This is a genomic window from Propionibacterium ruminifibrarum (assembly GCF_900289195.1).
In the GTDB taxonomy this organism is placed as follows: Bacteria; Actinomycetota; Actinomycetes; order Propionibacteriales; family Propionibacteriaceae; genus Propionibacterium; species Propionibacterium ruminifibrarum.
This window is the reverse complement of record NZ_OMOH01000001.1, coordinates 142575-164428: the sequence shown is the minus strand read 5'-3', so window position 1 is coordinate 164428 and position 21854 is coordinate 142575. Positions and strand designations below refer to the sequence as shown.

The 21854-nt window shown below is 63.0% G+C and carries 18 protein-coding genes, 1 tRNA gene and 3 pseudogenes; 9 read left to right on the top strand and 13 right to left on the bottom strand.

Going from position 1 to position 21854, the window contains the following annotated elements; genetic code table 11:
* Positions 1-3 precede the first annotated feature (3 nt).
* Together PROPJV5_RS00725 and PROPJV5_RS00720 are read right to left on the bottom strand one after the other, a co-directional pair.
* Positions 4-1377: an MFS transporter gene (locus PROPJV5_RS00725; protein ID WP_119714432.1), complete on the bottom strand. Its 1374-nt coding sequence runs from the start codon at positions 1375-1377 to the stop codon at positions 4-6.
* Positions 1374-1859: an SRPBCC family protein gene (locus PROPJV5_RS00720; RefSeq protein ID WP_119714431.1), complete on the bottom strand. Its 486-nt coding sequence runs from the start codon at positions 1857-1859 to the stop codon at positions 1374-1376. Before PROPJV5_RS00720 ends, PROPJV5_RS00725 begins: the two co-directional genes overlap by 4 nt.
* A 396-nt stretch (positions 1860-2255) precedes the next feature.
* Between PROPJV5_RS00720 and PROPJV5_RS00715 the strand changes: the two genes are divergently transcribed.
* The 5 genes from PROPJV5_RS00715 (at position 2256) to PROPJV5_RS00695 (ending at position 6653) form a co-directional block, all read left to right on the top strand.
* Positions 2256-2329 (top strand) — tRNA-Pro (locus PROPJV5_RS00715).
* 174 nt (positions 2330-2503) lie between these two features.
* Entirely contained in the window at positions 2504-3460 is a 957-nt protein-coding gene (locus PROPJV5_RS00710; protein ID WP_119714430.1) for an aldo/keto reductase, read from the top strand.
* Positions 3461-3900: 440 nt separating this feature from the next.
* Positions 3901-4677: a DNA-methyltransferase gene (locus PROPJV5_RS00705; RefSeq protein ID WP_220474278.1), complete on the top strand. Its 777-nt coding sequence runs from the start codon at positions 3901-3903 to the stop codon at positions 4675-4677.
* Positions 4674-5639, top strand: a complete 966-nt coding sequence (locus tag PROPJV5_RS00700; RefSeq protein WP_182858507.1) for a hypothetical protein — start codon at positions 4674-4676, stop codon at positions 5637-5639. Before PROPJV5_RS00705 ends, PROPJV5_RS00700 begins: the two co-directional genes overlap by 4 nt.
* Positions 5640-5807: 168 nt before the next feature.
* Positions 5808-6653 carry a hypothetical protein gene (locus tag PROPJV5_RS00695; RefSeq protein WP_119714428.1) on the top strand — a complete coding sequence of 282 codons (846 nt, stop codon included), beginning with the start codon at positions 5808-5810 and terminating at the stop codon, positions 6651-6653.
* Positions 6654-7896: 1243 nt separating this feature from the next.
* Here the strand turns inward: PROPJV5_RS00695 and PROPJV5_RS00690 are convergent.
* The 10 genes and pseudogenes from PROPJV5_RS00690 to PROPJV5_RS12770 form a co-directional block, all read right to left on the bottom strand.
* Positions 7897-8775, bottom strand: coding sequence for a DNA adenine methylase (locus tag PROPJV5_RS00690; protein ID WP_220474277.1), 879 nt, complete (start codon positions 8773-8775; stop codon positions 7897-7899).
* A complete protein-coding gene (locus PROPJV5_RS12340) occupies positions 8772-10268 on the bottom strand; it encodes a hypothetical protein (protein ID WP_147385307.1) in 1497 nt (498 codons plus the stop codon). The genes PROPJV5_RS00690 and PROPJV5_RS12340 overlap by 4 nt, the downstream gene beginning before the upstream one ends.
* A gap of 450 nt (positions 10269-10718) precedes the next feature.
* Positions 10719-11195: a transposase gene (locus tag PROPJV5_RS00685; RefSeq protein WP_275403688.1), complete on the bottom strand. Its 477-nt coding sequence runs from the start codon at positions 11193-11195 to the stop codon at positions 10719-10721.
* Positions 11192-11467: a hypothetical protein gene (locus PROPJV5_RS12480; protein WP_182858505.1), complete on the bottom strand. Its 276-nt coding sequence runs from the start codon at positions 11465-11467 to the stop codon at positions 11192-11194. Before PROPJV5_RS12480 ends, PROPJV5_RS00685 begins: the two co-directional genes overlap by 4 nt.
* 79 nt (positions 11468-11546) lie before the next feature.
* Positions 11547-11807 (bottom strand): integrase core domain-containing protein, encoded by a 261-nt coding sequence (locus PROPJV5_RS00680; RefSeq protein WP_119714425.1) that lies wholly within the window; start codon positions 11805-11807, stop codon positions 11547-11549.
* A gap of 37 nt (positions 11808-11844) precedes the next feature.
* Positions 11845-13262: pseudogene (locus tag PROPJV5_RS00675) on the bottom strand (IS30 family transposase).
* A 38-nt stretch (positions 13263-13300) separates the two neighbouring features.
* A complete protein-coding gene (locus PROPJV5_RS00670; RefSeq protein ID WP_119714424.1) occupies positions 13301-13933 on the bottom strand; it encodes an IS3 family transposase in 633 nt (210 codons plus the stop codon).
* Positions 13930-14217: a transposase gene (locus PROPJV5_RS00665; protein WP_119714423.1), complete on the bottom strand. Its 288-nt coding sequence runs from the start codon at positions 14215-14217 to the stop codon at positions 13930-13932. The genes PROPJV5_RS00670 and PROPJV5_RS00665 overlap by 4 nt, the downstream gene beginning before the upstream one ends.
* A gap of 84 nt (positions 14218-14301) precedes the next feature.
* Positions 14302-15520: pseudogene (locus PROPJV5_RS00660) on the bottom strand (IS256 family transposase).
* Positions 15521-15724: 204 nt separating this feature from the next.
* Positions 15725-15883 (bottom strand): annotated as a pseudogene (locus PROPJV5_RS12770) (ISL3 family transposase); the annotation flags it as partial.
* A gap of 119 nt (positions 15884-16002) precedes the next feature.
* Here PROPJV5_RS12770 and PROPJV5_RS00650 point away from each other — a divergent pair.
* From PROPJV5_RS00650 to PROPJV5_RS00640, 3 genes are all read left to right on the top strand, one after another.
* A complete protein-coding gene (locus PROPJV5_RS00650; protein ID WP_119714421.1) occupies positions 16003-17403 on the top strand; it encodes an aldo/keto reductase in 1401 nt (466 codons plus the stop codon).
* 287 nt (positions 17404-17690) lie between these two features.
* A complete protein-coding gene (locus tag PROPJV5_RS00645) occupies positions 17691-19259 on the top strand; it encodes a sodium-dependent transporter (protein WP_119714648.1) in 1569 nt (522 codons plus the stop codon).
* Between the two features lies 1 nt (position 19260).
* The gene (locus tag PROPJV5_RS00640; RefSeq protein WP_119714420.1) at positions 19261-19374 is read left to right on the top strand and encodes a methionine/alanine import family NSS transporter small subunit; all 114 of its coding nucleotides are present in this window, start codon (positions 19261-19263) and stop codon (positions 19372-19374) included.
* An 83-nt stretch (positions 19375-19457) separates the two neighbouring features.
* On the opposite strand, the gene PROPJV5_RS00635 is transcribed toward PROPJV5_RS00640, so the two are convergent.
* Complete coding sequence (locus PROPJV5_RS00635) at positions 19458-20555, bottom strand: DUF418 domain-containing protein (protein WP_119714419.1); 1098 nt, start codon at positions 20553-20555, stop codon at positions 19458-19460.
* 473 nt (positions 20556-21028) lie between these two features.
* On the opposite strand from PROPJV5_RS00635, the gene PROPJV5_RS00625 reads away from it, so the two are divergent.
* On the top strand, positions 21029-21850 hold the full coding sequence (locus PROPJV5_RS00625) for a MerR family transcriptional regulator (protein ID WP_239018334.1): 822 nt from the start codon (positions 21029-21031) through the stop codon (positions 21848-21850).
* Positions 21851-21854 lie beyond the last annotated feature (4 nt).

Genomic DNA, 21854 nt, shown 5'->3' with positions numbered 1-21854 from the left:
GGCTCACTCCTCCCCCATCTGGACCTTGGCCGGGGCAGAGACGTCGTCCACGTCGCGCACGATCGGCGGCTCCTTGATCCAGAGCATTGCCACCGCGGCGCACCCGAGCAGGATGGCTGCGAAGGTGATGGCGTTGGTCGGGTTGGAACCGAGCAGGTGCTTGTACACCGCGCCGAAGGTGAGGGTCTGCAGCAGCTGCGGGATGACGATCATCATGTTGATGATGCCCATGTAGACGCCGTAGCGGCTGGACGGCACCATGCGCACGGCCATGATGTAGGGCACACCCATGATGGAGGCCCAGGCGACGCCCAGGCCGATGATCGGCAGGAACAGCAGGAACCTGTTGCCGATGTGGGGGAAGAACAGCAGACCTATCACGGCGAGCATGAGGCAGGCCGAGTGCACGTACTTGGCGCCGTGCTTCTTGGCGAAGGCGACCAGCGAGAAGGCCACGCAGAAGGTGACGACGTTGTAGCCGCCGTTGATCAACCCGGTCCAGGTGACGGCGGACTCGTAGGCGGACGAGTGGGTGTCCGTGGTGTCGAAGGCGCTCTTGGCGACCGACAGCGACACGTACTGCCAGTAGACGTTCATCGCGTACCACTGGAACAGGTAGACCAGGGCGAGCTTGCGCAGCTGGGTGGGCATCTCGACGATGGCCGTCCAGATGCCCTTGAGGGCGTTGTCGTTCTGCTTCGACCGAAGCCTGGCCAGCTCCTCCGGCGAGGGCGGGATCTCCGGGGTGCTGAGCACGGAGACGAGCACGGTGCCGATCGAGCAGACCGAGCCGAGCATGAACGAGCCGAAGACCCAGTACGGCAGCCCGGCGGCAGTCATGCCCGACAGGACGTGCTGGAACAGGAACAGGGAGATGTTGGCGAGCGTGATGCCCAGGCCCGTGAAGAAGCTCTGCGCCAGGAAGCCCTTGGCCGTCTGGCTCGGGGGCAGCTTGTCGGCGATGAAGGCGCGGTAGGGCTCCATGGCCGTGTTGTTCGAGGCGTCGAGCAGCCACAGCAGCAACGCCGCCATCCAGACGGCCGAGACGAACGGGAAGCAGAACAGGCAGACCGCGCACCCGGTGGCGCCGATGAGGAAGAAGGGCTTGCGTCGGCCCCAGCGCTCGCTCCACGTCCGGTCGGACAGGGAGCCGATGAGGGGCTGAATGAACAGGCCGGTGATCGGACCGGCCATGTTGAGCAGGGGCAGCTGCTCCGGCGAGGCGCCGAGGAAGTTGTAGATCGGGTTGATGGCCGTCTGCTGCATGCCGAACGAGTACTGGATGCCGAAGAAGCCCAGGTTCATGAGGAGAATCTGCTTCATCGACATCATCGGCTTGCGCCGGATGACGGTGGTGGCCGTGGTGGTCTGGCTCATCGCGTGGTGTCCTTGGGTGTGTTGAGGGTGTCGAGGTAGGTCTGGAGGTGGTCGAGGATGGACTCCCAGCCGTCGGAGTAGTCCAGGGCTGCGGACTCGGTGTAGGGCCCCTGGACGATCCTCAGCAGCGTCTTGCCCTGGCCCAGTCGGGTGAACTCCACGCGCAGCTCGACCGGACGGCTCGGGTCGATCCCGGCGATGCCGCTGATGCGCTGGCGCGTGACGAGGACGTCGGGGTAGAAGACCTCCGTGTAGACACCGTCGACGACCCAGATCTTCTCGGGGTCGTCGTCGCGCACCTTCGTGTGGCGGATGCGACCGCCCAGCTGGGGGTTCAGCTCCACCGACTCGGGGAGCACGTGCCAGCCGGTCGGTGCGAACCACTGACTGAACGCGGCGGGCTCGGTGAATGCCCTGAACAGTACGTCGCGGGGACAGGCGAACTCTCTCTCGACTTCGAGGATTGTGTCCACTTCCTCCATACCGACTCCTTCATCGCAACGGATCGCGGGCACCAGGGGTGGGCCCGCCGTGACACATCTTCTCAGAACCCTTAGGGGAATCAGTGCCCGTCCATTCCTCTCAGAGCGGAACAGGGACTGGTGTCCTCTGCGCAGAGCTGACGTTTCCCGGCTTGTCACGGGGGTGTGAGCCGTTCACGCCAGACACCAGGCTCGGCGCTGAGCTCGTGTCTCGGGTGCAACCATAGTCGTTACCGATGATCCGCGCTGATACGACCCCGGACTGACTCGAGGACCGCGGTGGCATCAGGTGCAGTGGTGGCGCCACGGCCCCGGGCCCGGACATGCCCCGAGGACTCGACTGGAAAACCACGAGTGACATGGGCTAGAGTTCAGCGGCGGGCCGTGATGGCCCGGCGGGCTGTAGCGCAGCTTGGTAGCGCACTTGACTGGGGGTCAAGGGGTCGCAGGTTCAAATCCTGTCAGCCCGACAGATGACGGTCCCGTGCCATGGGGCCGCTTTTCTCGCACACCGGGTCCTTGCATGCCGCGCCCGCACCGGCCCGCGCCATGGCAGCCCGCAAGTGGCGTGGGCTTGATCTCATCCGGTGACCCGCCTGTGGCCTGTGCCCCTACGATGGGGCCAGACGCTGAAAGGGGTTCCCGTGGTGCAGATTCCGCGTACCGACATCGACATCCTCCCGCTCGTCCTGGGCGCCAACACCTTCGGCTGGACCAGCGACGAGAAGACCTCGTTCGCCGTACTCGATGCCTTCGTCGAGGCCGGCGGGTCACTCATCGACACCGCGGACGGCTACTCGGCCTGGGCCCCGGGCAACAGCGGCGGCGAGTCCGAGACGATCATCGGGCGATGGCTCGCAGCCCGCGGCAACCGCGACCAGGTGGTGATCGCCACCAAGGTGGCCACGCACCCGCAGTTCAAGGGCCTCTCCCCCACCAACATCGCGGCCGCCGCGCAGGCATCCCTGGAACGCCTCGGCACGGACCGCATCGACCTGTACTACGCCCACTTCGACGACCAGAGCCAGAGCGTCGAGGACATGGCCACGGCCTTCGACGCCCTCGTCAGGAACGGAACGGTGCGCCACATCGGCTTGTCGAACTTCTCCGTCGAACGCGAACGCGCCTGGATCGAGTACGCCGATCGGCAGGGCCTGGCCCGTCCGGTGGCCCTGCAGCCGCAGTACAACCTGCTGCACCGCGGCGACGTGGAGAACGGTTACGGGCCGCTCGCCCGCGAGTTCGACCTGGCCGTCTTCCCCTACTTCTCGCTCGCCTCAGGGCTGCTGACCGGCAAGTACCGCTCACCTCAGGACGTCCAGGGCACGGCCCGGGCGGACATGATCGACGCCTATCTGCCCGACGAAGCGGTCACGCTGGCCGCGTTCTCGCTGCTCGACGTGGTGCGGGGTGTCGCGAATGCTCACGAGGTCGAGGTGAGCACGGTCGCGTTGGCCTGGCTGCGCGCCAAGGGGGTCACCGCGCCGATCGCCTCGGCCCGCACCCCGGAACAGCTCCCGGCTCTGCTCGCCTCGGCCACCCTCGAGTTGACCGCCGATGAGGTGTCGGCCCTGGACGATGCCTCGACGTCGTTCCGCTGAAAGGCCCGGTAAGGATGGCGGAAGCCATGGACCCGATCCCCGTCAACGACAGTTGTCGAGACCTGCTACCTCAGCCTCACGAGGCGATGAACCGACCCAGCAAAGACCGGCACCCCACCTCACCCGGCTCCCCGGGGGTCGTTCGGCGCCAACAACGTCACGACCCACAACATTTTAGTCACAGGGCTGTGACCCCTAAAGTGTCATAGCCCCTCGATAGGCTATCCCCCTACGAGACAGACAGGGAGCTCATGGTCACAACAAGACAGTCCGCAGTACCCCTATTCAACCACGACATTCGCTCCGTCCACGACCTAGCCCAAGAGGCGAACTTTGAGCCGGTGGGCGTAGGTCGCTGTCAAGAGCAAGTACTCACGGAACAGGGGACGCTGTTTCAAGGAGACTCGCTTCAATGGTTAACGACACTTCCAAGCGGGAGCGTGGAGCTCGTCTTTGCCGACCCACCCTACAACATCAAGAAGGCAGACTGGGACAACTTCGAGTCACAGGAGGCTTACATAGAGTGGTCTCTGCAATGGATCAGTGAGGCCAGCCGCATCCTCAGCCCTACAGGAAGCCTCTACATTTGTGGCTTCTCCGAGATTCTTGCTGACCTCAAGCACCCCGCTAGTAGATACTTCAAGGCGTCACGCTGGCTGGTCTGGCACTACAAGAATAAGGCGAATCTGGGTAACGACTGGGGACGCTCTCACGAAAGCATCCTGCATCTACGAAAGAGCAAGGCTCAGAAGCTCCACGACATCGACCATGTGCGCATTCCCTACGGGAATCACACACTCAAATACCCCTCCCACCCACAAGCGGAGACATCCGCCTACGGCAAAGGACCTAGTAAGCGAGATAATTGGATGCCGCACCCGCTGGGCGCCAAGCCCAAGGATGTCATCGAAGTTCCCACCACCTGCAACGGAATGAACGAGAAAACTCCACACCCGACTCAGAAGCCCGAAGAGCTCGTAAGAAAGTTCGTTTTCGCGGGGTCTCGACCAGGCGATCTTGTCGTAGACCCATTCTCTGGATCGGGAACAACCGCTGTGGTTGCCACCCAGCTCGAGCGGCGGTGGCTTGCCTGCGAGCTTGACCCCACCTACAACAGCTGGGCAGCCGAGCGCCTCGCTCGTGTCCCTTTCCAGACCGAAGATGACTGGTTCGAGCACGATCGCCGCAACGCCGAAAGAAGAGGCTCGATCCGATGAACATTATCCAACTCCGCGAGTGGGCCATTGACAAGTCCCGCTTCACTATGCCACAGGACTACTTGACCTTCGCCACCGCTTTCATGGAGTGGCGGTCCAATGGAGGAATGCAGGCTGAATTAGTAGCGAAAAACGACCACCGTTACCGCTTTATCCAGTTCAAAGAGGAGGCCGGATTTCAAATCTCGCGCCCAATCAACAGCGATATCTTCTACGACTTAGAAAACTTCGAGGCGGCACGGGCAACCTTCATTGAGACGCTCCAAGCATGCGCGGATGGAGAAGAGGTCGGCGCAGAGGGGCGCCGCGCTCTTCAGCGAGTCATCTACACCTCACAGCAGACCATCGGTGCTGCCCTCGACGCTCTTCCAGTAGGAGCAAGCAACCAAGCCCGAAAGGTGAACGGCGATCTCTTCGAGCGCTTCATTGGCCTCCTAGTTGAGGAGTGCGGGGCTGAGTGTCACTCCGGCGTGCTGGCTGTACCGGTGAAGGACGAGAACAATACTGAGCTCTTCAAGATGAACTACCAGCACGACCTCATGGTAGAGGTGAAGGGTGACCTGAAGGCCATCGGGTCAGTTAAGACATCCAGCAAAGACCGCCTAGACAAGGTCTTCATCGACAAGTTTCTCTACAACCGTCTGACAAGTGTGGAGCTACCCCACTTCGCCATCTTCCTCCACGATGTACAGAGAAAGGGGAAAGAACCCAATTACGGTATCAGTCAAACCTTCCTTCGAGGCCATTTCAAGGGCTACACGGTGAAGCTAAACCCTCTCGACGGCGTCTTCTACTGTGATCTGCTCCCCATGATGGAGAGTGACCCACTCCTGAGACAGCACATCCGCTCCATCGATCATTTCTTTGTCGATGCGCTACCGAAGTTCATTGAGTCTCCCGTTGCAGGCCCCAAAGACGCGAAAGAAAGCAGTGAAGAAGACATTCTGGACGCGACTGATTAACTAGCTCAAGTCAGAGTGAGAACTGTTAGCGCTACCCTATGCCCCGTCATCAGTAGCGCTGACGGTCTCATCGGGAAACTGCCAGTGGACGGCAGCAGCATAAGAGCTGTCAGGTCATGCAGAACTCGCAAGTAGCTTGCTCAATACACAGACACAGCAGGAGACAACATGGCGCTCCACTCACGACGGAAGCGACTCCAGGAGATGGCCGAGCAGGAAGCTCAAGGTGTCTCCTTCTGGACCGATGAATTCGATGAGTCTTTCCGCTACAAGGTGAAAAACTACATAGATCTGTTCGAGTATGCATGGAGCATTTGCAACACAGCACGAAATCAGATGCTGCTCGAGTTGGGAAAGCCATACCTCCACCACATCCAATTAGAAGAGTATGCCGACGTAATGAATGCTCTGATCTTCGGTCCGAACGAGACGGTTCCTGACATCATTGAGGCCTTGCGCTTTGGCCTCGAGCAGGTCATGTCTCATGGGTGGCAACGTTTCGACCTCTCGGAGTATGATGCTTTTATCAAAAGAAATCTGAATGAACATCGCATTGCTTACGATTTCATTGACGGAAATATGTGTCAGAAAAAATCGCAGGAACTTCATGCTTCAATTATGGAGCCCACTCTCACGCTCTTGTCCGGGCGACCCTACCTTGAAAGCGTGGAGAAGGCCTACACAGCCGCGCTAGAGGAACTCGCACAGGGAAACCCCGCAGACGCCCTCACCGACGCGGGAACAGCCCTCCAGGAGATGCTCAAGGCAGTGGGCTGCGAGGGAGAGACCCTCAACCGACAGTTCAAGGATGCCAAGACCAAAGATGTCCTTGGAGGAGAGGATTCGCCCCTTCTCGAGTCTATTGAGAAAAGCATGAGCTGGGTGGCAAGCGTGCGTAACCAGAAGAGCGACGCCCACCCCGGCACAGGGAATGCGAGCACAGCAGACGGGTGGCTTATGGTGCACATCGTGGGTGCGCTCATTCTCAGACTGGCCCAAGGGGACGAAGGATGAGGGCAGAGCGCGCCATCGAAGTCCTTGAGGAGCTTAAAGAGCAAGCTTTTAGCCTTGGCGTGCAGCAGGCCGGTTAGGAATTCCCCGCGTGGCAGAACACAGTGCAAGAGGTACTTGTTGAGAGTCTGGCAAAGATTACCACCTAGTTGCACGTCTCGACAAAGCCGAGCTACTCGCTCGGCTCCTGAACTGACCGCACAACACGAGCGGACGTACCAGCTGCCCATCAGCGCGGAGTCACACGAGCTACCGGCTGGAGTGATATAGGTTTGTCAGACAGTGGTTAATGGTTGGCTTTAGGCTGCTGTCTTGTGTTGTTGTCTCCATTCGGTATCGACTTGGTTGAGGGTCTGGTAATCGATGGCCGAGCGGTTGGCGTTTGTGATTGTATCGTAACTCGATCCAGGCTGTCACGTCTCGAGCTGCATGCTGACCCACGAGTTCTTTTTCAAACGCATTGAAGGACTCAGCGGCGGCATTGCCATAGCAGCTACCGGTCCCGCCCCACGGACGGGAGAATCCCGTGATTGGTCATGAATTCCGTGTAACAAGCCGACGCGTATTTGACTCCCCGGTCCGAGCGGGGAGATCGTGACCCCACGGGTCGGTGGGCAGGCCCGACGCGGCCATGGCCAGGGCTTCGGTGACGAGCTCGGTGCGCATGTGACCGGCAATCGCGCGCCGATGATCTTACGGGTGAAGCGCTCCATGACCACCGCCAGGTAGGCGAATCCCTGCCAGGTCGGAACGTACGTGATTCCGCCCACCCATCCCCATCCCGTACCGGGAGCGGTGGCCGAGCAGGTCCCTTCCCAGCCGGTCGGGCCGGCCTGGAAGATCTGGGGCAGTATTCCGAGCTCACCCGGGGCTCCTGGGGTGAACGAGGGCCGCCGCTTTCCTCGAGGTGCTCGGCCTCCATGCGGGCTTCCCGGAGTTCTGCTTTCAGGCGTTTGACCTCGGCGTGTTCTTCCGGTGGTGCCATCTGTACCGGGGCCGGTGTGTTTTCCGCCACTTCGCAACCCAACACCCTGACCGTCTGCGCCACAAGACCGTATGATCTGGCGACCCCCGCTATCGGCTTGGACTGTTGGACGACCTCGAGAACGACTTGTTCCTTGAAATCCGCGCCGTACTTCGGTGCCGACATGATCTAATTCTACCTCACGATCATTTCGCCCACTGTCCGAAAAACCGAGCATTCCAAGGAACACAGGGACACCCCCAGACCCACCGAGGCAATTCACTAAGCCGACACCCAAGAGGCATTTGCACCTCTGAGCAGTTGAATGCTTTCGATGTCAATGTTCTCACTGAACACGACAATTTCTGAGCCGATGTGTTGGCGTTGCGCCGTGTGAGCGATGTCAAACCGAGCCATTCGCAGTCCAGCATAGAGCTCTTCGGTCACGCGCTCGCTGACATCGTATGTCAGCATCCAAGGAGTTGAGGAGGCGCGTAGTTCTGCTGCGAGAAGTCTGTGATCATCATATGAAAGCGAATCGAGGTACAGGTTCTCACCTTGAACAATGTAGGGCGGGTCGACGTAAGCGAAAGCATCGCTACCTAGTGGTTGGAGCGTTCTCATGAATTCCCGGCCATCTAGCTGCGAGACTTGTACTCGTCGGCGGTACTGCCCCAAGCGACGCACCCGTTCCGCAAGGTCTACCCGGTTAAATCGTGCATCAATTTTCCACTTGCCCGTCTGGTTCATTCCTCCAATCGGGCGTGCGGTAAGAATGCCAGATCGATTACACCTATTCAGGAAAAACGTTGCGAATCCAAGTTCGAGATCCTCTTGCCCAAAAGGGCTCTCAAATATCTGTCTCGCCTGTTTCCATTGCTCAAGATCAACAACGGCACTCTCTATCTTTCTAGCGAACCGCTCGGTGTCATAGAAGACACACCGCCAGAAAGCGGCGATCCCTGGCGCGAGATCGTTGATACGGACCGCGCGCACTTGTTCATCGACAAGTAGACGGAGGGCGGCACCAGCGCCGCCAGCGAAGGGCTCTGCATAAATCGTTGGTCGAGGCGACTGGGTGCGCATCAATGATGCGAGGTAAGGTGCGACGCGAGCTTTGCCCCCCGGATATCGGAGCGGGCTGAGAAACGGATGACTCACTTTACGTGGCTGCCAATGAGTTGATCCAAACGCTCCAACACGGGTCGGAACGTCTGACTCAGGGCCCGCACTTCTGACGGGGCAGCGTTGCCATGGATGTTATGAACGAAGGCGTTTAAGGATTGGACAGCTAACGCATCTCCATCTTGGGTTCTCGTCCAAGCCATTTCCAGCGACTTGTCTCGCTTAGACGGGTTCTCGCAATTGCGGTCAAGCGTCAACAACGCCTGCCGAACCTTCTTCTTCAGCGAGTCACCCTCCGTCGCGCCTGTGACGGCTCCGCAGGCGATAGCCTCAGTGACGGTGAGCTCCAAGAGGACGCGTACCAGTATCCCGCTAACAGGCGCAGCATCGACGATGTTGATCTTATGAGACATGTCGAGAAGTTCTCGAATGCGCGGATTTAAGTGAGGCATCTTCAACGATTTGAAAATCACGTTTTCTGGTGGCGGGGTCTTCCCGTTCCTGCCTTTAACAGAAATCCCACCTCTGTTGTTCAACTCTCCGCTGGTGGAAGTTCTGTTTCCTGCTGACCCTGCACCATTGCCCACACCTGATCCGACACTAGAAACGCCGCCTCTAACATCAGTACTGGTACCACCATCATTCTCATCTAAGAGATCAAGTGAGGACTTCTCACCAGGGCGTCTGGGGGTGGAAAGTCGATTCGCCCTGTTGGGTAAAACTTCGGAACGATCAGCCACGTACTGTCGGCGTTGGTCTTTCGACTTGATATCAGTAACGCTCACGCCATTGGCCGTCAGGGCAAGATCGCTGAAGATACGACTCACTCCAGCGCGAAGATCATCGGTCTCGTAATCAAACAGCACAGCGTCCTCATCAAACTGGAAGCCAAAATCGCGACGAACGTCAGGATCTGCAACCAAACGCCCCAGGGTTGTCAAACGATTTTGACGTACGGCCACCACGTTGGATAGCAGCTCTGTGTCGTCCGGGAAATCGACTTCCACTGCCTCACAAAACATCGTGGCTCGGTCAGCTTGACTCCCTCTCCTGCGTCGATAATTATTGGTTTGCCATGATTTCCACCCAACAACGCCGACCCCGTCGTTCTCACCTGTGTGTCGCAGTTTGATCCAGTGCCGTGCAGCCTCGCGACTATCTGCCTGAAAGGCGTCAATCGAGTCCGGGCCGACGCCAATCTGCTGAAGCGTCTTGAACTTCCCAACAAGAGGTTCGTCCAACTCCGCTGCTGCCGCCGTCGCGAGAGCCGGATTACGAAGCAGCTTTAGCGCGGCAAGCCGCCTATTCCCCTCGATAACGACCAGTTCGCCATCTTCTTCAACTACGACTGGGAGGTCTGTTGGATTGAGCGAATTCTGCGTTGCGATGTCATGTGCAAGGTTGACGAGCTTGTCTGCAGCGTCTAGTAGGAGCACTGTGACGGCTTCATCCTGTCCGTTAACTTGCTCTCGGAACCGTGGGTTGCGTTCGTCAAGAAGTAACCCAGATACAGCCTCATTGATGACCACTTTTGCCCCTTGTTTGATGCTTGTCTGTCCCTCCGAGGATAGCATCGAGAGCTTCTCGGGGCGAGGATCTGGCTGGCTACGTGGCTGGCGCTCCAACCGCTCAGGTGTCAAGCTGTACTCTCAATCGTACACTCCTGTGAAGAGAATGGTGCCAACCTTGAGGAGAAGCTGGCACTGTGTCGATCGCGGGAGGCTGGTGTCTTATGTCTGCCGCTTGAAGCCCTCAGCACCGTTGCTTCCACACCATGGTCCGCGCACCACGCCGTTCTTGAGCGCGGGCCGAATCCGCGGCTCCCCAGTACCCCGTGTTCCGGCGAAACGGCTCTTCACAGAAGTGAGTGGATCAGTGGTCTGAAGCGGAGGTGTTCGGGCAGTCCGTTACGGTCTTGGTGGGGCCGTCCGATGTGCCGGGGTGATAGAAGAACGCCAGGGTGTTATCGCGGCGCCGTGTCAGTGTGTCCTAGTGGCCGTAGCTAGTCGAAGCCACTCGGAACTCCGCTGTGGATGCTGGTGATCAAACGGGTCATGATCTTCTTCCCCTCGGCTGGGTCGTGGGCTTGGTAGGCGTCTATCACGTTCTTGGTAGAAGCTCCAGGTGACCTCGAACGCGATATGTCGCTCGTCAACGAACACCTTCGCGAGCCGGTGCTGCTGCTTGGTGGTCAACAGCCCTGCCCGGGTGCGGGCGGCGCGGCGGATGCCGTAGAGCGGGTCACCGGGGCGTCCCCGATGCCCCAGAGCCTCGTGTTGGACGCGTTGCCGGCAGTGGTCCAGCTTCTCTGCGACCAGGGCCACCACATGGAAGGAATCCATGACTGTGACCACAGTGTCGATCGCTTCGAGTGCTGCGGTCTTGTAACCGGTGAAGCCGTCCATCGCGACGCTCTCCACCCGGTCACGGAACGCCTCAGTTGGGCGTCGAGTCAGGACTTGAATGCCTGCTTCGATCGGCCCTCCACCACCGCCAACAACCTCGGCGCTCCGATCTTGGTCCTTGTCAGGGTCAAGTCGATGATGCCGGTGACGTACTTGTCGCCAGCTTGGGTGCGCCGCCAGACATACTCATCGGCCCCGACCGTGGTGACGCCCTCCAGCCGGTCAGCGTTGTCGCTCAGCAACTCGGTGCCGGCGGCCAAGATCGCATCCGAGGCGGTGTTCCAGGCAACACCGAGGTTGGCCGAGGCCCGGGCAATCGACATCCGATCGACCACCACAGACGGTCAAGTCCCTGGGAGTTGAAGTGATATAGGTTTTTCGGACAGTGGTTGGTGGTTGGTTTTAGGCTGCTGTCTTGTGGTGTTGTCTCCATTCGGTGTCGACTTCGTTGGGGGTCTGGTAGTCGATGGCTGAGTGGAGGCGTTTGTGATTGTATCGTAACTCGATCCAGGCTGTCACGTCCCGGGCCGCGTGCAGGCGGGTCGGGTAGACCTTACGGTTGGTGAGTTCTTTTTTCAGGATCGCGTTGAAGGACTCGGCGGCGGCGTTGTCGAAGCAGCTACCGGTCCGGCCCACGGACGAGAGAATCCCACGGTCGGTCATGAATTGCGTGTATTCGGCCGACGTGTATTGACTGGGTTCAATCGGTCGTTGCAACACTGGCTTGTTTGAGTGATTGTAGTTGTTCGTTGAAGACTTCTGCTGGGGTTTTCCATCCTAGGATTTTGCGGGGTCGGTTGTTGAGGGTGTGGGCGACTGCTTCGAGGTCTGTGGCGTTCCAGCGGGACAGGTCGGTGCCTTTGGGGAAGTACTGGCGCAGGAGCCCGTTGGTGTTCTCGTTAGTGGGGCGCTGCCAGGGTGAGTGGGGGTCGGCGAAGTAAACTCGTGTTCCTGTTGCCATGGTGAAGGCTGCGTGGCCGGATAGTTCTTTGCCGCGGTCCCAGGTGATGGTCTTGCGTAGTTGCTGGGGCAGGGCCGTGATCGAGGCGGCCAGCGCGGTGTTCATCGCTTCAGCGCCGTATCCGGCCAGGGCGGGGCCGTTCTTGCCGCGTGGCTGCTCGCCGTAGCCTTCCAGTCGGGGCAGATGAACAAGGATCGTGGCGCGGCTACTGCGTTCGACCAGGGTACCGATCGCAGACCGGCCTGTTCCGATGATCAGGTCGCCTTCCCAGTGGCCTGGAACTGCTCGATCGGCGGCCTGTGCGGGGCGTCTGCTGATCACGACATCAGCAGTGACGTGACCGTGGGGCTTGTTGCGGGAACGTTCCCTTGGCCGCCGCAAGGCTCGCCCGGTCCGCAGGCAGGCCACGAGCTCGCGTTTGAGCGCGCCGCGCCCCTCGATGAACAGTGACTGGTAGATCGCCTCGTGACTGATCCGCATGGATTCATCATCGGGGAAGTCCAGCTTCAAGCGGTTACTGATCTGCTCAGGGCTCCAAGCCGTTGCCCATCGCCTGTCTTGTCTACGAGGCTTGTTCAGACCCTTCCAAGCCGGTGTGGCGGGCCCGGTGACAGGCGTGCCGTCAGGGCCGGTGACCCTGCCCGCGAGACGGTCTTGGACGTACTCCCGTAATCGGGGATTGGTAACCAGTTTCGCGGTCTTGGGTCGTTTGGCCGCTTGCTGGGCCTTCCACTGGGCCACCGTGGCCCGGTACTGCAGTTTCCCGCTCCTCGTGGCGGCATTACGCCGTAACTCCCGTGACACGGTACCGGGATCACGACCGATAGCACGCGCGATGGCACGGACCCGGCCCCCTTGGCCCGCAAGATCGCGATCTCCTCCCGCTCCTCAAAGGACAAATAACGACCATTGGGCTCAGATAAACGGATGGGCGGCATGCCCCCAGCGTGACGAAACCAGCGTGAACCAACCGGAACAGACACGCCCACCATCGTCGCCGCTTCCGCAGTCGTGACACCAGTCGCGATGATCCGCCAGAACTGCCGCTGCACCGCCCGAGACGGTTCTGGCCTACCCGGGGACCGCATCGCAGGCCGCAACGCGCGATCAGCCCGCCACTGCCGACGCACCACCCCCGGCACGCCCCCGACCCTCAAACCCCAGTCCTCGACCACCATCAACCACACCTCTCACCTCAAGGTGTTGCGACGACCAGTTGAACCCACCTTGGGCTCCCCGGTCCGAGTGAAAGACAGTGACACCGCGGGTTGGTGGGCAGTTTCGCAGGGCCATAGCCAGGGCTTGGGTGACGAGTCCGGTGCGCATGTGACCGGCGATTCGTGTGCCCGACGATCTTCCGGCTGAAGCAGTCCATAACCACCGCGAGGTAGGCGAATCCCTGCCAGGTCGGGATGTACGTGATGTCGCCCACCCATTTCATTCCCGGGGCGGTGGCGGTGAAGTCCCTTCCCAGTCGGTCGGGCCGGCCTGGAAGGTCGGGGGCAGGGGTGGTCGTCTTGGCTCGTTTCGTGGGCTGACAAGCAACGAGACCTTCTGCTGCCATGATCTTGCGGACCGTGTCGCGCGAGACCCGGGTTCGGTTTCGGGCCAGCTCGGCGTGGATTCGGCGGTAGCCGTAGGTCTGCTCGGACTCGGCGAAGATTACTTTGATGATGGCCGTCAGGTCTTCCCTCCGCCGGGCCGTTGAGGACTTGGGTCGGTTTCGCCACGCGTAGTAGCCTGACTTGGATACTTTCGCCCACCGGCACATGGAGCGGACCGGGTAGTTGCCTTCCTCGCGGTTGATGCAACGGTATTTCACGCTCACCCGGACTCCTGGGCGAAGAAGGCCGCCGCTTTTTTCAGGAACTCGGCCTCCATGCGGGCTTCCCGGAGTTCAGCTTTCAGGCGCCTGATCTCGGCGTGTTCTTCCGCGGTGGTGCCATCAGTACCGGGGTCGGGGTGTTCTTTCCGCCATTTCGCGACCCAGTTCCCAACCGTCTGCGCCACAAGACCATACGACCTGGCGACCTCGGCTATCGGCCTGGACTTCTGGACGACCTCTGGAACGACTTGTTCCTTGAACTCCGCACTGTATTTCGGTGCCGACATGATCTAATTCTACCTCACGATCATTTCACCCACTGTTCGAAAAACACCAAGCACTCCAAGTGTGTAGTGGTCCTTCGTTGGGGATTAGGCGGTGAGGGAGGGCGGGGGGTTGGTAGTTATCTCCTGTGTTGTGGCGTCGGTGATGGCGTTGAGACGGCAGCGGGTCAGGACGTCCAGGCCGAGATAGCGGCGGCCTTCGGCCCATTCATCGGTCTGTTCGGCCAGTACTGCGCCGACGAGGCGGATGATCGCGTCGCGGGTGGGGAAGATGCCGACGGAGTCGGTGCGGCGGCGGATTTCCCGGTTGAGGCGTTCGGTGGGGTTGTTCGACCAGATCTGGGCCCATACATTCTTGGGGAACGCGGTGAACGCCAGCAAGTCGGCGCGGGCGTCGTCGAGATGCTCGGCCACGGCCGGGAGTTTCTCGCCAACGTAGTCCAGCAGCCGCTCGAACTGGGCGTTCACGGCGGTGGCGTCGGGCTGGTCGTAGACACTGTGCAGCATCGCTTTCACTGCCGGCCACGTGTCCTTGGGACAGACACTCATCAGGTTCGCCGCGTAATGGGTGCGGCAGCGCTGCCAGGCTGCGCCAGGTAGGTGGGCTGCGATCGCTTCGACCAGCCCGGCATGAGCGTCGGATGTGACCAGGCGGACCCCTGCCCGGGCCGCGGGCGACCAGATCGGCGAAGAAACTGTTCCAGGCCGCGCCGGTCTCGGAGGTCGCGACCTGCATGCCGAGGACTTCGCGGTGCCCGTCGCCGTTGACGCCGGTGGCCAGGAGCACGACGGCGTTGATGACCCGGCCGCCCTCGCGGACCTTCATCGTCAAGGCGTCGGCGGCCACGAACGTGAACGGGCCAGACTCCGACAGCGGGCGGTGGCGGAACTGCTCGACGTGCTCGTCCAGATCCGAGGCCATGCGAGAGATCTGCGACTTCGAGAGGTTGTTGATGCCCAAGGTCTTGACCAACTTGTCCATGCGACCAGTGGAGACGCCGGCGAGGTAGCAGTCCGCCACGACCGTGATCAGCGCGGACTCGGCGCGCTTGCGGCGCTCCAGCAGCCACTCGGGGAAATAGGTGCTGGAGCGTAGCTTGGGGATCGCAACGTCAATCGTGCCCACACGGGTATCGAGATCACGATGGCGGTAGCCATTACGCTGGGCGGACCGGTCCGGGCTGGGCCGGCCGTACTCCGCGCCGGCAACAGCGTCCGCGTCCGCGGACAGCAGGGCATTGATCACGTCCTGGAGAAGGCTGCGCATCAAATCCGGGGACGCTTCGGTAAGGGCTTCACCGAGCAAGCCGCGAGGGCCGACATGTGGTAAGCGGTCATCGTGATGACTCCGTTCGAGAGTGCTGTGAGAGGTTCACTCGAAGGATCACACGGTGGCCGCGTCCTCGTCCAAGACGACCACGAGACCACCGCGTTACACCACTATGAGGGACTCAATTCCACAGACTTCACCGCCACCATGATTGCGTCACGCGACAGCTTCCCCCCCCCNCCCCCCCCCCCCCCCCCCCCCCCGCGAGGGCGCCGCCGCCGTGATGTCGTGACGCCAGCCTCGGCGACACGGCGCACACCGGTAACGCGGAACCACCACCTCCAGGATCGTCGGCTTCCACCCGAACGGCACATGAACCAACCGGCGCACCACCGCATCATGCCGCACCACCGACCCGGTGAGGTCGTGGTCGCCTCCAATGCTCACAGGCATCGACGCCTGGGCAGTGCTCCCACCCGCTTGACTTGGAGCGCGCTCCAGCACCTAGCGTTCCGGGCATGACGAAGAGTCCCGACCGTGACGCGCTCCTCATCGGCGAACTCGCAGCCGAGACGGGGTTGTCACCGGACACACTGCGGTACTACGAACGTGCCGGGCTCATGCGCGACCCCGTTCCCCGCAACGGCAGTGGGCAACGCATCTACCGGGCAGGTGACGCGAGGTGGGTTGAGTTCATCACCAAACTGCGGTCGTCCGGCATGCCCATCGGCATGATCCGCAGGTACACCGAGCTCGCCCGGGCGGGCGAGAGCAGTGCTCCGGACCGGCTCGCCCTGCTCGAGGAGCACCGCCGGGGCATGCGCCGGCGCCTCGACGACCTGCAGCAGGCCCTCGACGTCATCGACCACAAGATCGCGTTGTACCGGCGGATGGGAGACGGTTTCATGATTCAGCAGACACGACTCGGCACGGCAGGCCCCCGGACAGGCGTCATCGGCCTGGGATGCATGGGCATGTCCGCCTTCTACACCGGCGCGGGCCGGGACGAGGCCGAGTCGATCCGCACCATCCGCAGGGCCGTCGACCTCGGCGCGACCATGATCGACACGGCCGAGGTCTACGGGCCCTACACGAACGAGGAACTGGTCGGCAGGGCCCTGCGGGGCATCCGGGACCGGGCCGTGATCGCCACGAAGTTCGGCATGCTCTCCCATCCGGCCGGCGGCATCCGCCGCTACGACGGGCGCCCCGAGAACGTCCGCCGGGCGGTCGAGGGCTCGCTCAGGCGGCTCGGCGTCGAGCACATCGACCTGTACTACCAGCACCGCCAGGACCCGAGCACGCCCATCGAGGAGACCGTCGGGGCCCTGGCCGAACTCATCGAGGAGGGCACGATCGGCGCCTACGGACTCAGTGAGGTGGACGCCCGGACCATCCGCCGCGCCCATGCCGTGCACCCCGTCACCGCCGTGCAGACCGAGTACTCGCTGTGGTCACGCGACGTCGAGTTCGAGGTGCTGCCCGTCCTGCGCGAGCTGGGCATCACGCTGGTCCCCTACTCCCCGCTCGGCCGGGGCTTCCTCACCGGCCGCATAAGGGATCTCGAAGGACTCGACCGGGACGACTTCCGCCGCGGCAACCCCCGGTTCACGCGCGATGCCCTGCCGGCGAACCTGCGCATCGTCGAGCAGGTCGAGCAGGTCGCAGCCGAGCTCGACGCGACCCCGGCCCAGGTCGCTCTCGCCTGGCTGCTCGCCAAGAGTGGCCCCGGGCACGACATCGTGCCCATCCCCGGCACCCGGCACCGCGCCAGACTGGAGGAGAACCTGGGCGCCTGCTCGGTGCGCCTCAGCGCCGAGCAGATCGGCCGGCTGGACGGGCTGCCCGAACCAGTCGGCGACCGCTACCCAGACATGCGCCATCTCACCGGTACCGGGCCGGTGCAGGACGTGCCCTGACCCCGCCCGGCCCGGCGGCACCGCGCCGGCCGGATGCGTCACGGTCCCCGGTGGTGCCCGCCGTCGAGGCGGGCCCGATCCGCCCCTCAGACCTGACGGGGCGCCGGGGCGCCCGCCCCGCGCACCGGTCTCGGCCCGAACCTGACATCACGGTTCGCATCCTGGACGCGCCCGGCAGCTGCTCACGCGCTCCCCCATAATGACCGGGCTTGTCGGGAAGTGCTCGCAGGTGCACGCGCACCATGACCGGGTACTTCCCGCTCCTACGATCAGGAAAGGTGGGCACCATGTCCTCCCTGGCTCCGCCGCAAGAGTCCACTCAGCGCGAACAGTGGGGAAGCCAGTTGGGCTTCCTGCTCGCCGCAATCGGTTCAGCCGTCGGCCTGGGCAACATCTGGCGTTTCCCCGGCGTCGCCTACACCAACGGCGGCGGCGCCTTCATCGTCCCCTACGTCGTGGCCCTGCTGATGGTCGGCATCCCCGTCCTCTTCCTCGACTACTCCATCGGACACCGCTTCCGCGGGTCGGCGCCGGCCGGCTTCCGCCGGCTCAGCCGCAGATTCGAATGGCTCGGATGGTGGCAGGTGCTCATCTGCTTCGTCATCATGACCTACTACGCGGTCATCGTGGCGTGGGCCCTGCGCTACACCTTCTTCTCCATCAACGCGGCCTGGGGTGACGACGCCCAGAGCTTCTTCTACGACTTCATCGGCCTCAACACCGACGCCGTCGCCTACTCGGCATCGCCGGTGGGAGGCGTCGCGATCCCGCTGATCATCGTGTGGGCCTTCGGCCTCATCGTCATCGCCCTCGGCGTGACCAACGGTGTCGAGCGGGCGAACAAGTTCTTCCTGCCGCTGCTCGTCATCATGTTCGTCGCCTTCGTCATCAGGGCCGTCACGCTGCCCGGGGCGACCGACGGGCTGAATGCCCTGTTCACACCCGACTGGAGCGCGCTCGGCGACTACCGCGTGTGGATGGCCGCCTTCGGGCAGATCTTCTTCTCGCTGTCCGTGGCCTTCGGCATCATGCTCACCTACTCCTCCTACCTCCGCAAGCGCTCCGACCTGCTGGGCACCGGCCTCGTCGCCGGTTTCGCCAACTCCTCCTTCGAGATCCTCGCCGGCATCGGCGTCTTCGCCACGCTCGGCTTCATGGCGGGCCAGCAGGGCGTCGCCGTCGGAGACCTGGAGGGGATCAGCGGCGTGGCGTTGTCGTTCATCACCTTCCCCACGATCATCTCGCAGATGCCCGGCGGCGCCCTGTTCGGCGTCCTGTTCTTCGCCTCCTTCACGATGGCCGGCCTGACATCGTTCATCTCGATCATCCAGGTGGTCGCCGCCGGTGTCACCGAGAAGTTCAACCTCAGCCCGGCGAAGGCCTCCCTTCTCGCCGGGATCCCCGCCATGGTGATCTCCCTGGTCCTGTTCGGCACCGACTCGGGCCTGTACGACCTGGACGTCGTCGACGCCTTCATCAACAACATCGGCGTGGTCGTCTCGGCCATCATCATGTGCGTCGGCGTCGGTCTCGTCCTGCGCCAGACCGGCACGCTGCGCCGCCACCTCAACGTGGTCTCCGGGTCCCATCTCATCGGCGTCTGGTGGCAGGTGATCATCTGCGTCGTCGTGCCGGTGCTGCTCGGCTTCATGTTCGTCCAGACGGTCTGGGCCTACGCCACCGCGGGCTACGACCCGACCAGCTACACGCCCGGGTTCGAGGCGGTCTTCGGCTGGGGAATGCTCTTCGTCTGCGCCGTTGCCACCGCCGTCCTCACCATGATCAAGTGGCGGACACCCGTGGACGACTTCACGCCGGTGAACCTGGACGAACTCGAACTCGAGGAGGCGCACTGAGATGACCACCATCGCCATTACCACCATGATCGGGGCCATCGTCATCATCTGGGGCGGGCTCGCGGTCTCCGTCGTCTCGCTGGTCCGGCGCAGCCGCAGCCGTAACAGCAACTGACCACAGGCCGGTCGTCCCCTGCCCTCGGCAGGGACACGACTCAGCAGGGGCGGTCCGGGACCGCCCCTGCTGTCATTGGTGCATCACGCCTGCACGGCCGCCAGGCCCTGACCGCCGTCGCGCCGCATGGGCTGGGGCTTCCACCAGGTCAGGCAGCGCCAGGCCCATTCCAGCGGCCCGTAACGGAAGTGCCGGAGCCACACTCGTGCGACGAGTGACTGGCCGGCCAGGACGACGACGGCGACGCCCAGCACGGGCAGCAGGTCCGTGCTCTCGCGCCAGCCCAGCAGAAGGCCGACGGGCACGACGACGCAGCTGGCCCCCACGTAGCAGCTCAGTGCCGTGCGCCCCAGCGGCTCCAGGAAGGCGACGAGCGGACGCCTCAACGGCGTTGCGCAGGCCAGCGCCACGAGCGCCACGTACAGCGCGGCCTGCACCCCACCGGCGATCCCGCCTGCGGACACGAAGCGGGGATCCCCGCCATCGCTCCTGGACTGCCAGAACACGGCCAGACCGGTCAGGGCGGCGAGGCCGACTGCGACGGCGACGAGACGCCGGTCGGGGCGTTCGAGGAAGGCGGGCAGGCCGTAGGCGACCGCCGCCGCGCCGAGCAGGAAGAGTCCGGGCACGTTGAGCTCGCTCGACCCGGCGAGCCCATAGCTGGCGGCGGTGGCCACGATCCCCAGGACGGCCACCAACCGGCGCGGCGCACGCAGGACGATGGGGATCATGACCGCACCCACCACGGCATAGATCTTGAGCACCTCGCCGGGATAGACGAGGGTGTGCAGCAGCCCGATGGCCAGCAGCCCGGCCATGCGTCGCAGCAGCACCTGCCACGCCGGGACGCCGCGCCGCCGGGCCGAGTCGGCGACGAACATCAGGCTCATCCCGAACATGAGGGAGAAGATCGGCACGAAGCGCGTGGACACGAGGTAGTACAGGACGTTCTGCGTGGTGGAGGGGCCCTGTCCGACGACGACGGGGACGTCCATGCCCAGCTCGGTGATGTCACCGATGTTGACCAGCAGGATGCCGCAGACCGCGAAGCCTCGCAGGACGTCGAGGACCTGGTAGCGGGGAGCGCTCGCCGCGTCCGCTGCGCGTACTCCCCCGCCGGTGGCGTGGGATCCCGGCACTGGGGCTGAGATATCAGGTGACTGCGTGATGTTGGCGTTCATGCCGCTCACGCTAGGGGAGACGGGTTTCTCCGTGGTCGCTCTTCCAGCCCGGTTCACCCTCACGGAGGAGCCCTCGGGGCCGAATTCCACCCGCAGGTGGAGCACCAGGATGAGGCATCGGCCGCCCTGGTCTCCGGACGGTTCCCCGTCGTGGCGTGCACCTGTCGTCCTGTTCGTCACCAGGGAGTGAGCCCACCGCACTGCGCGATCTCGACGATCTCGGCATAATCTGGGTCGACCGCCCCCTCTGGTCGGCGCCGCGTGGGCGCTACGCGACAATGCCTCCGCCCATGACGCCATGTACATGGCCCTCGCCGAGAGACTCGGGTGCCCGCTCCTCACCTGTGACCGGCGCCCGGCCAAGGCCTTCACGCACCGCGTCATGCCCCAGGGGTGATCCGAACAGGTGGGCTCGTCGAGGACGAGCACGGTTGCTTGACCCTCACGCGGCGTGAGGCACCAGGTTGGTTCACGTGAGAGATGCTGAAGCCATGGACACCAACGATGACGGGCAGGAACTGACCGTGGGCGCAGTGGCGTCCCTGGTGGGGGTGAGCGTGCGAACGCTTCACCACTGGGACGCGATGGGCCTGGTTCGCCCCTCCGGGCGCACCTGGTCCGGCTACCGCCTCTACTCGGCAGAGGACATCGCCCGGCTCCACCGGGTGCTCGTCTACCGGGAGACCGGCATGCCGCTGGCCCGGATCGCCGAGGTCCTGGACGACCCCGACGCCGACGCCGGCGCGCATCTGACCCGTCAGCGCGCGTTGCTCATGGAGCGCATCGATCACCTGCACCGGATGGTCCGGGCAGTCGACACGATGATGGAGAAGATCATGAGCAACACCAATCCGACCCCGTCGGAGCAGGCCGCGATCTGGGGTACGACGTGGACCCCCGAGTACCAGGCCGAGGTCGAAAAGCGCTGGGGCGGGACCGAGGACTGGGCCGAGGCAGAACGCCGCAGGGCCGCCATGACCCGCCAGGACTGGGAGCGCGCACGCGACGACACCGAGGCGCTTGAGGCCGCACTCGTCGCCGCCAAGCGCGGCGGTGTCGAGCCGGGCAGCCCGCAGGCGAACGACCTCGCCCGGCGACACCTGGACAACCTCAACACCTGGTTCGACGTCACCACGTCCAAGCAGGTCCTCATCGCCGGCACCATCGCCGAGGACCCGCGGTGGGTCGCCCACTACGACGCCCTTGAGCCCGGTCTGGCCGCCTGGCTCAGGGATGTCATCGACGCCTCTGCCCGCGCTCAGGGGATCGACCCGCAGGCCGCCACCTGGCAGTGAGTGA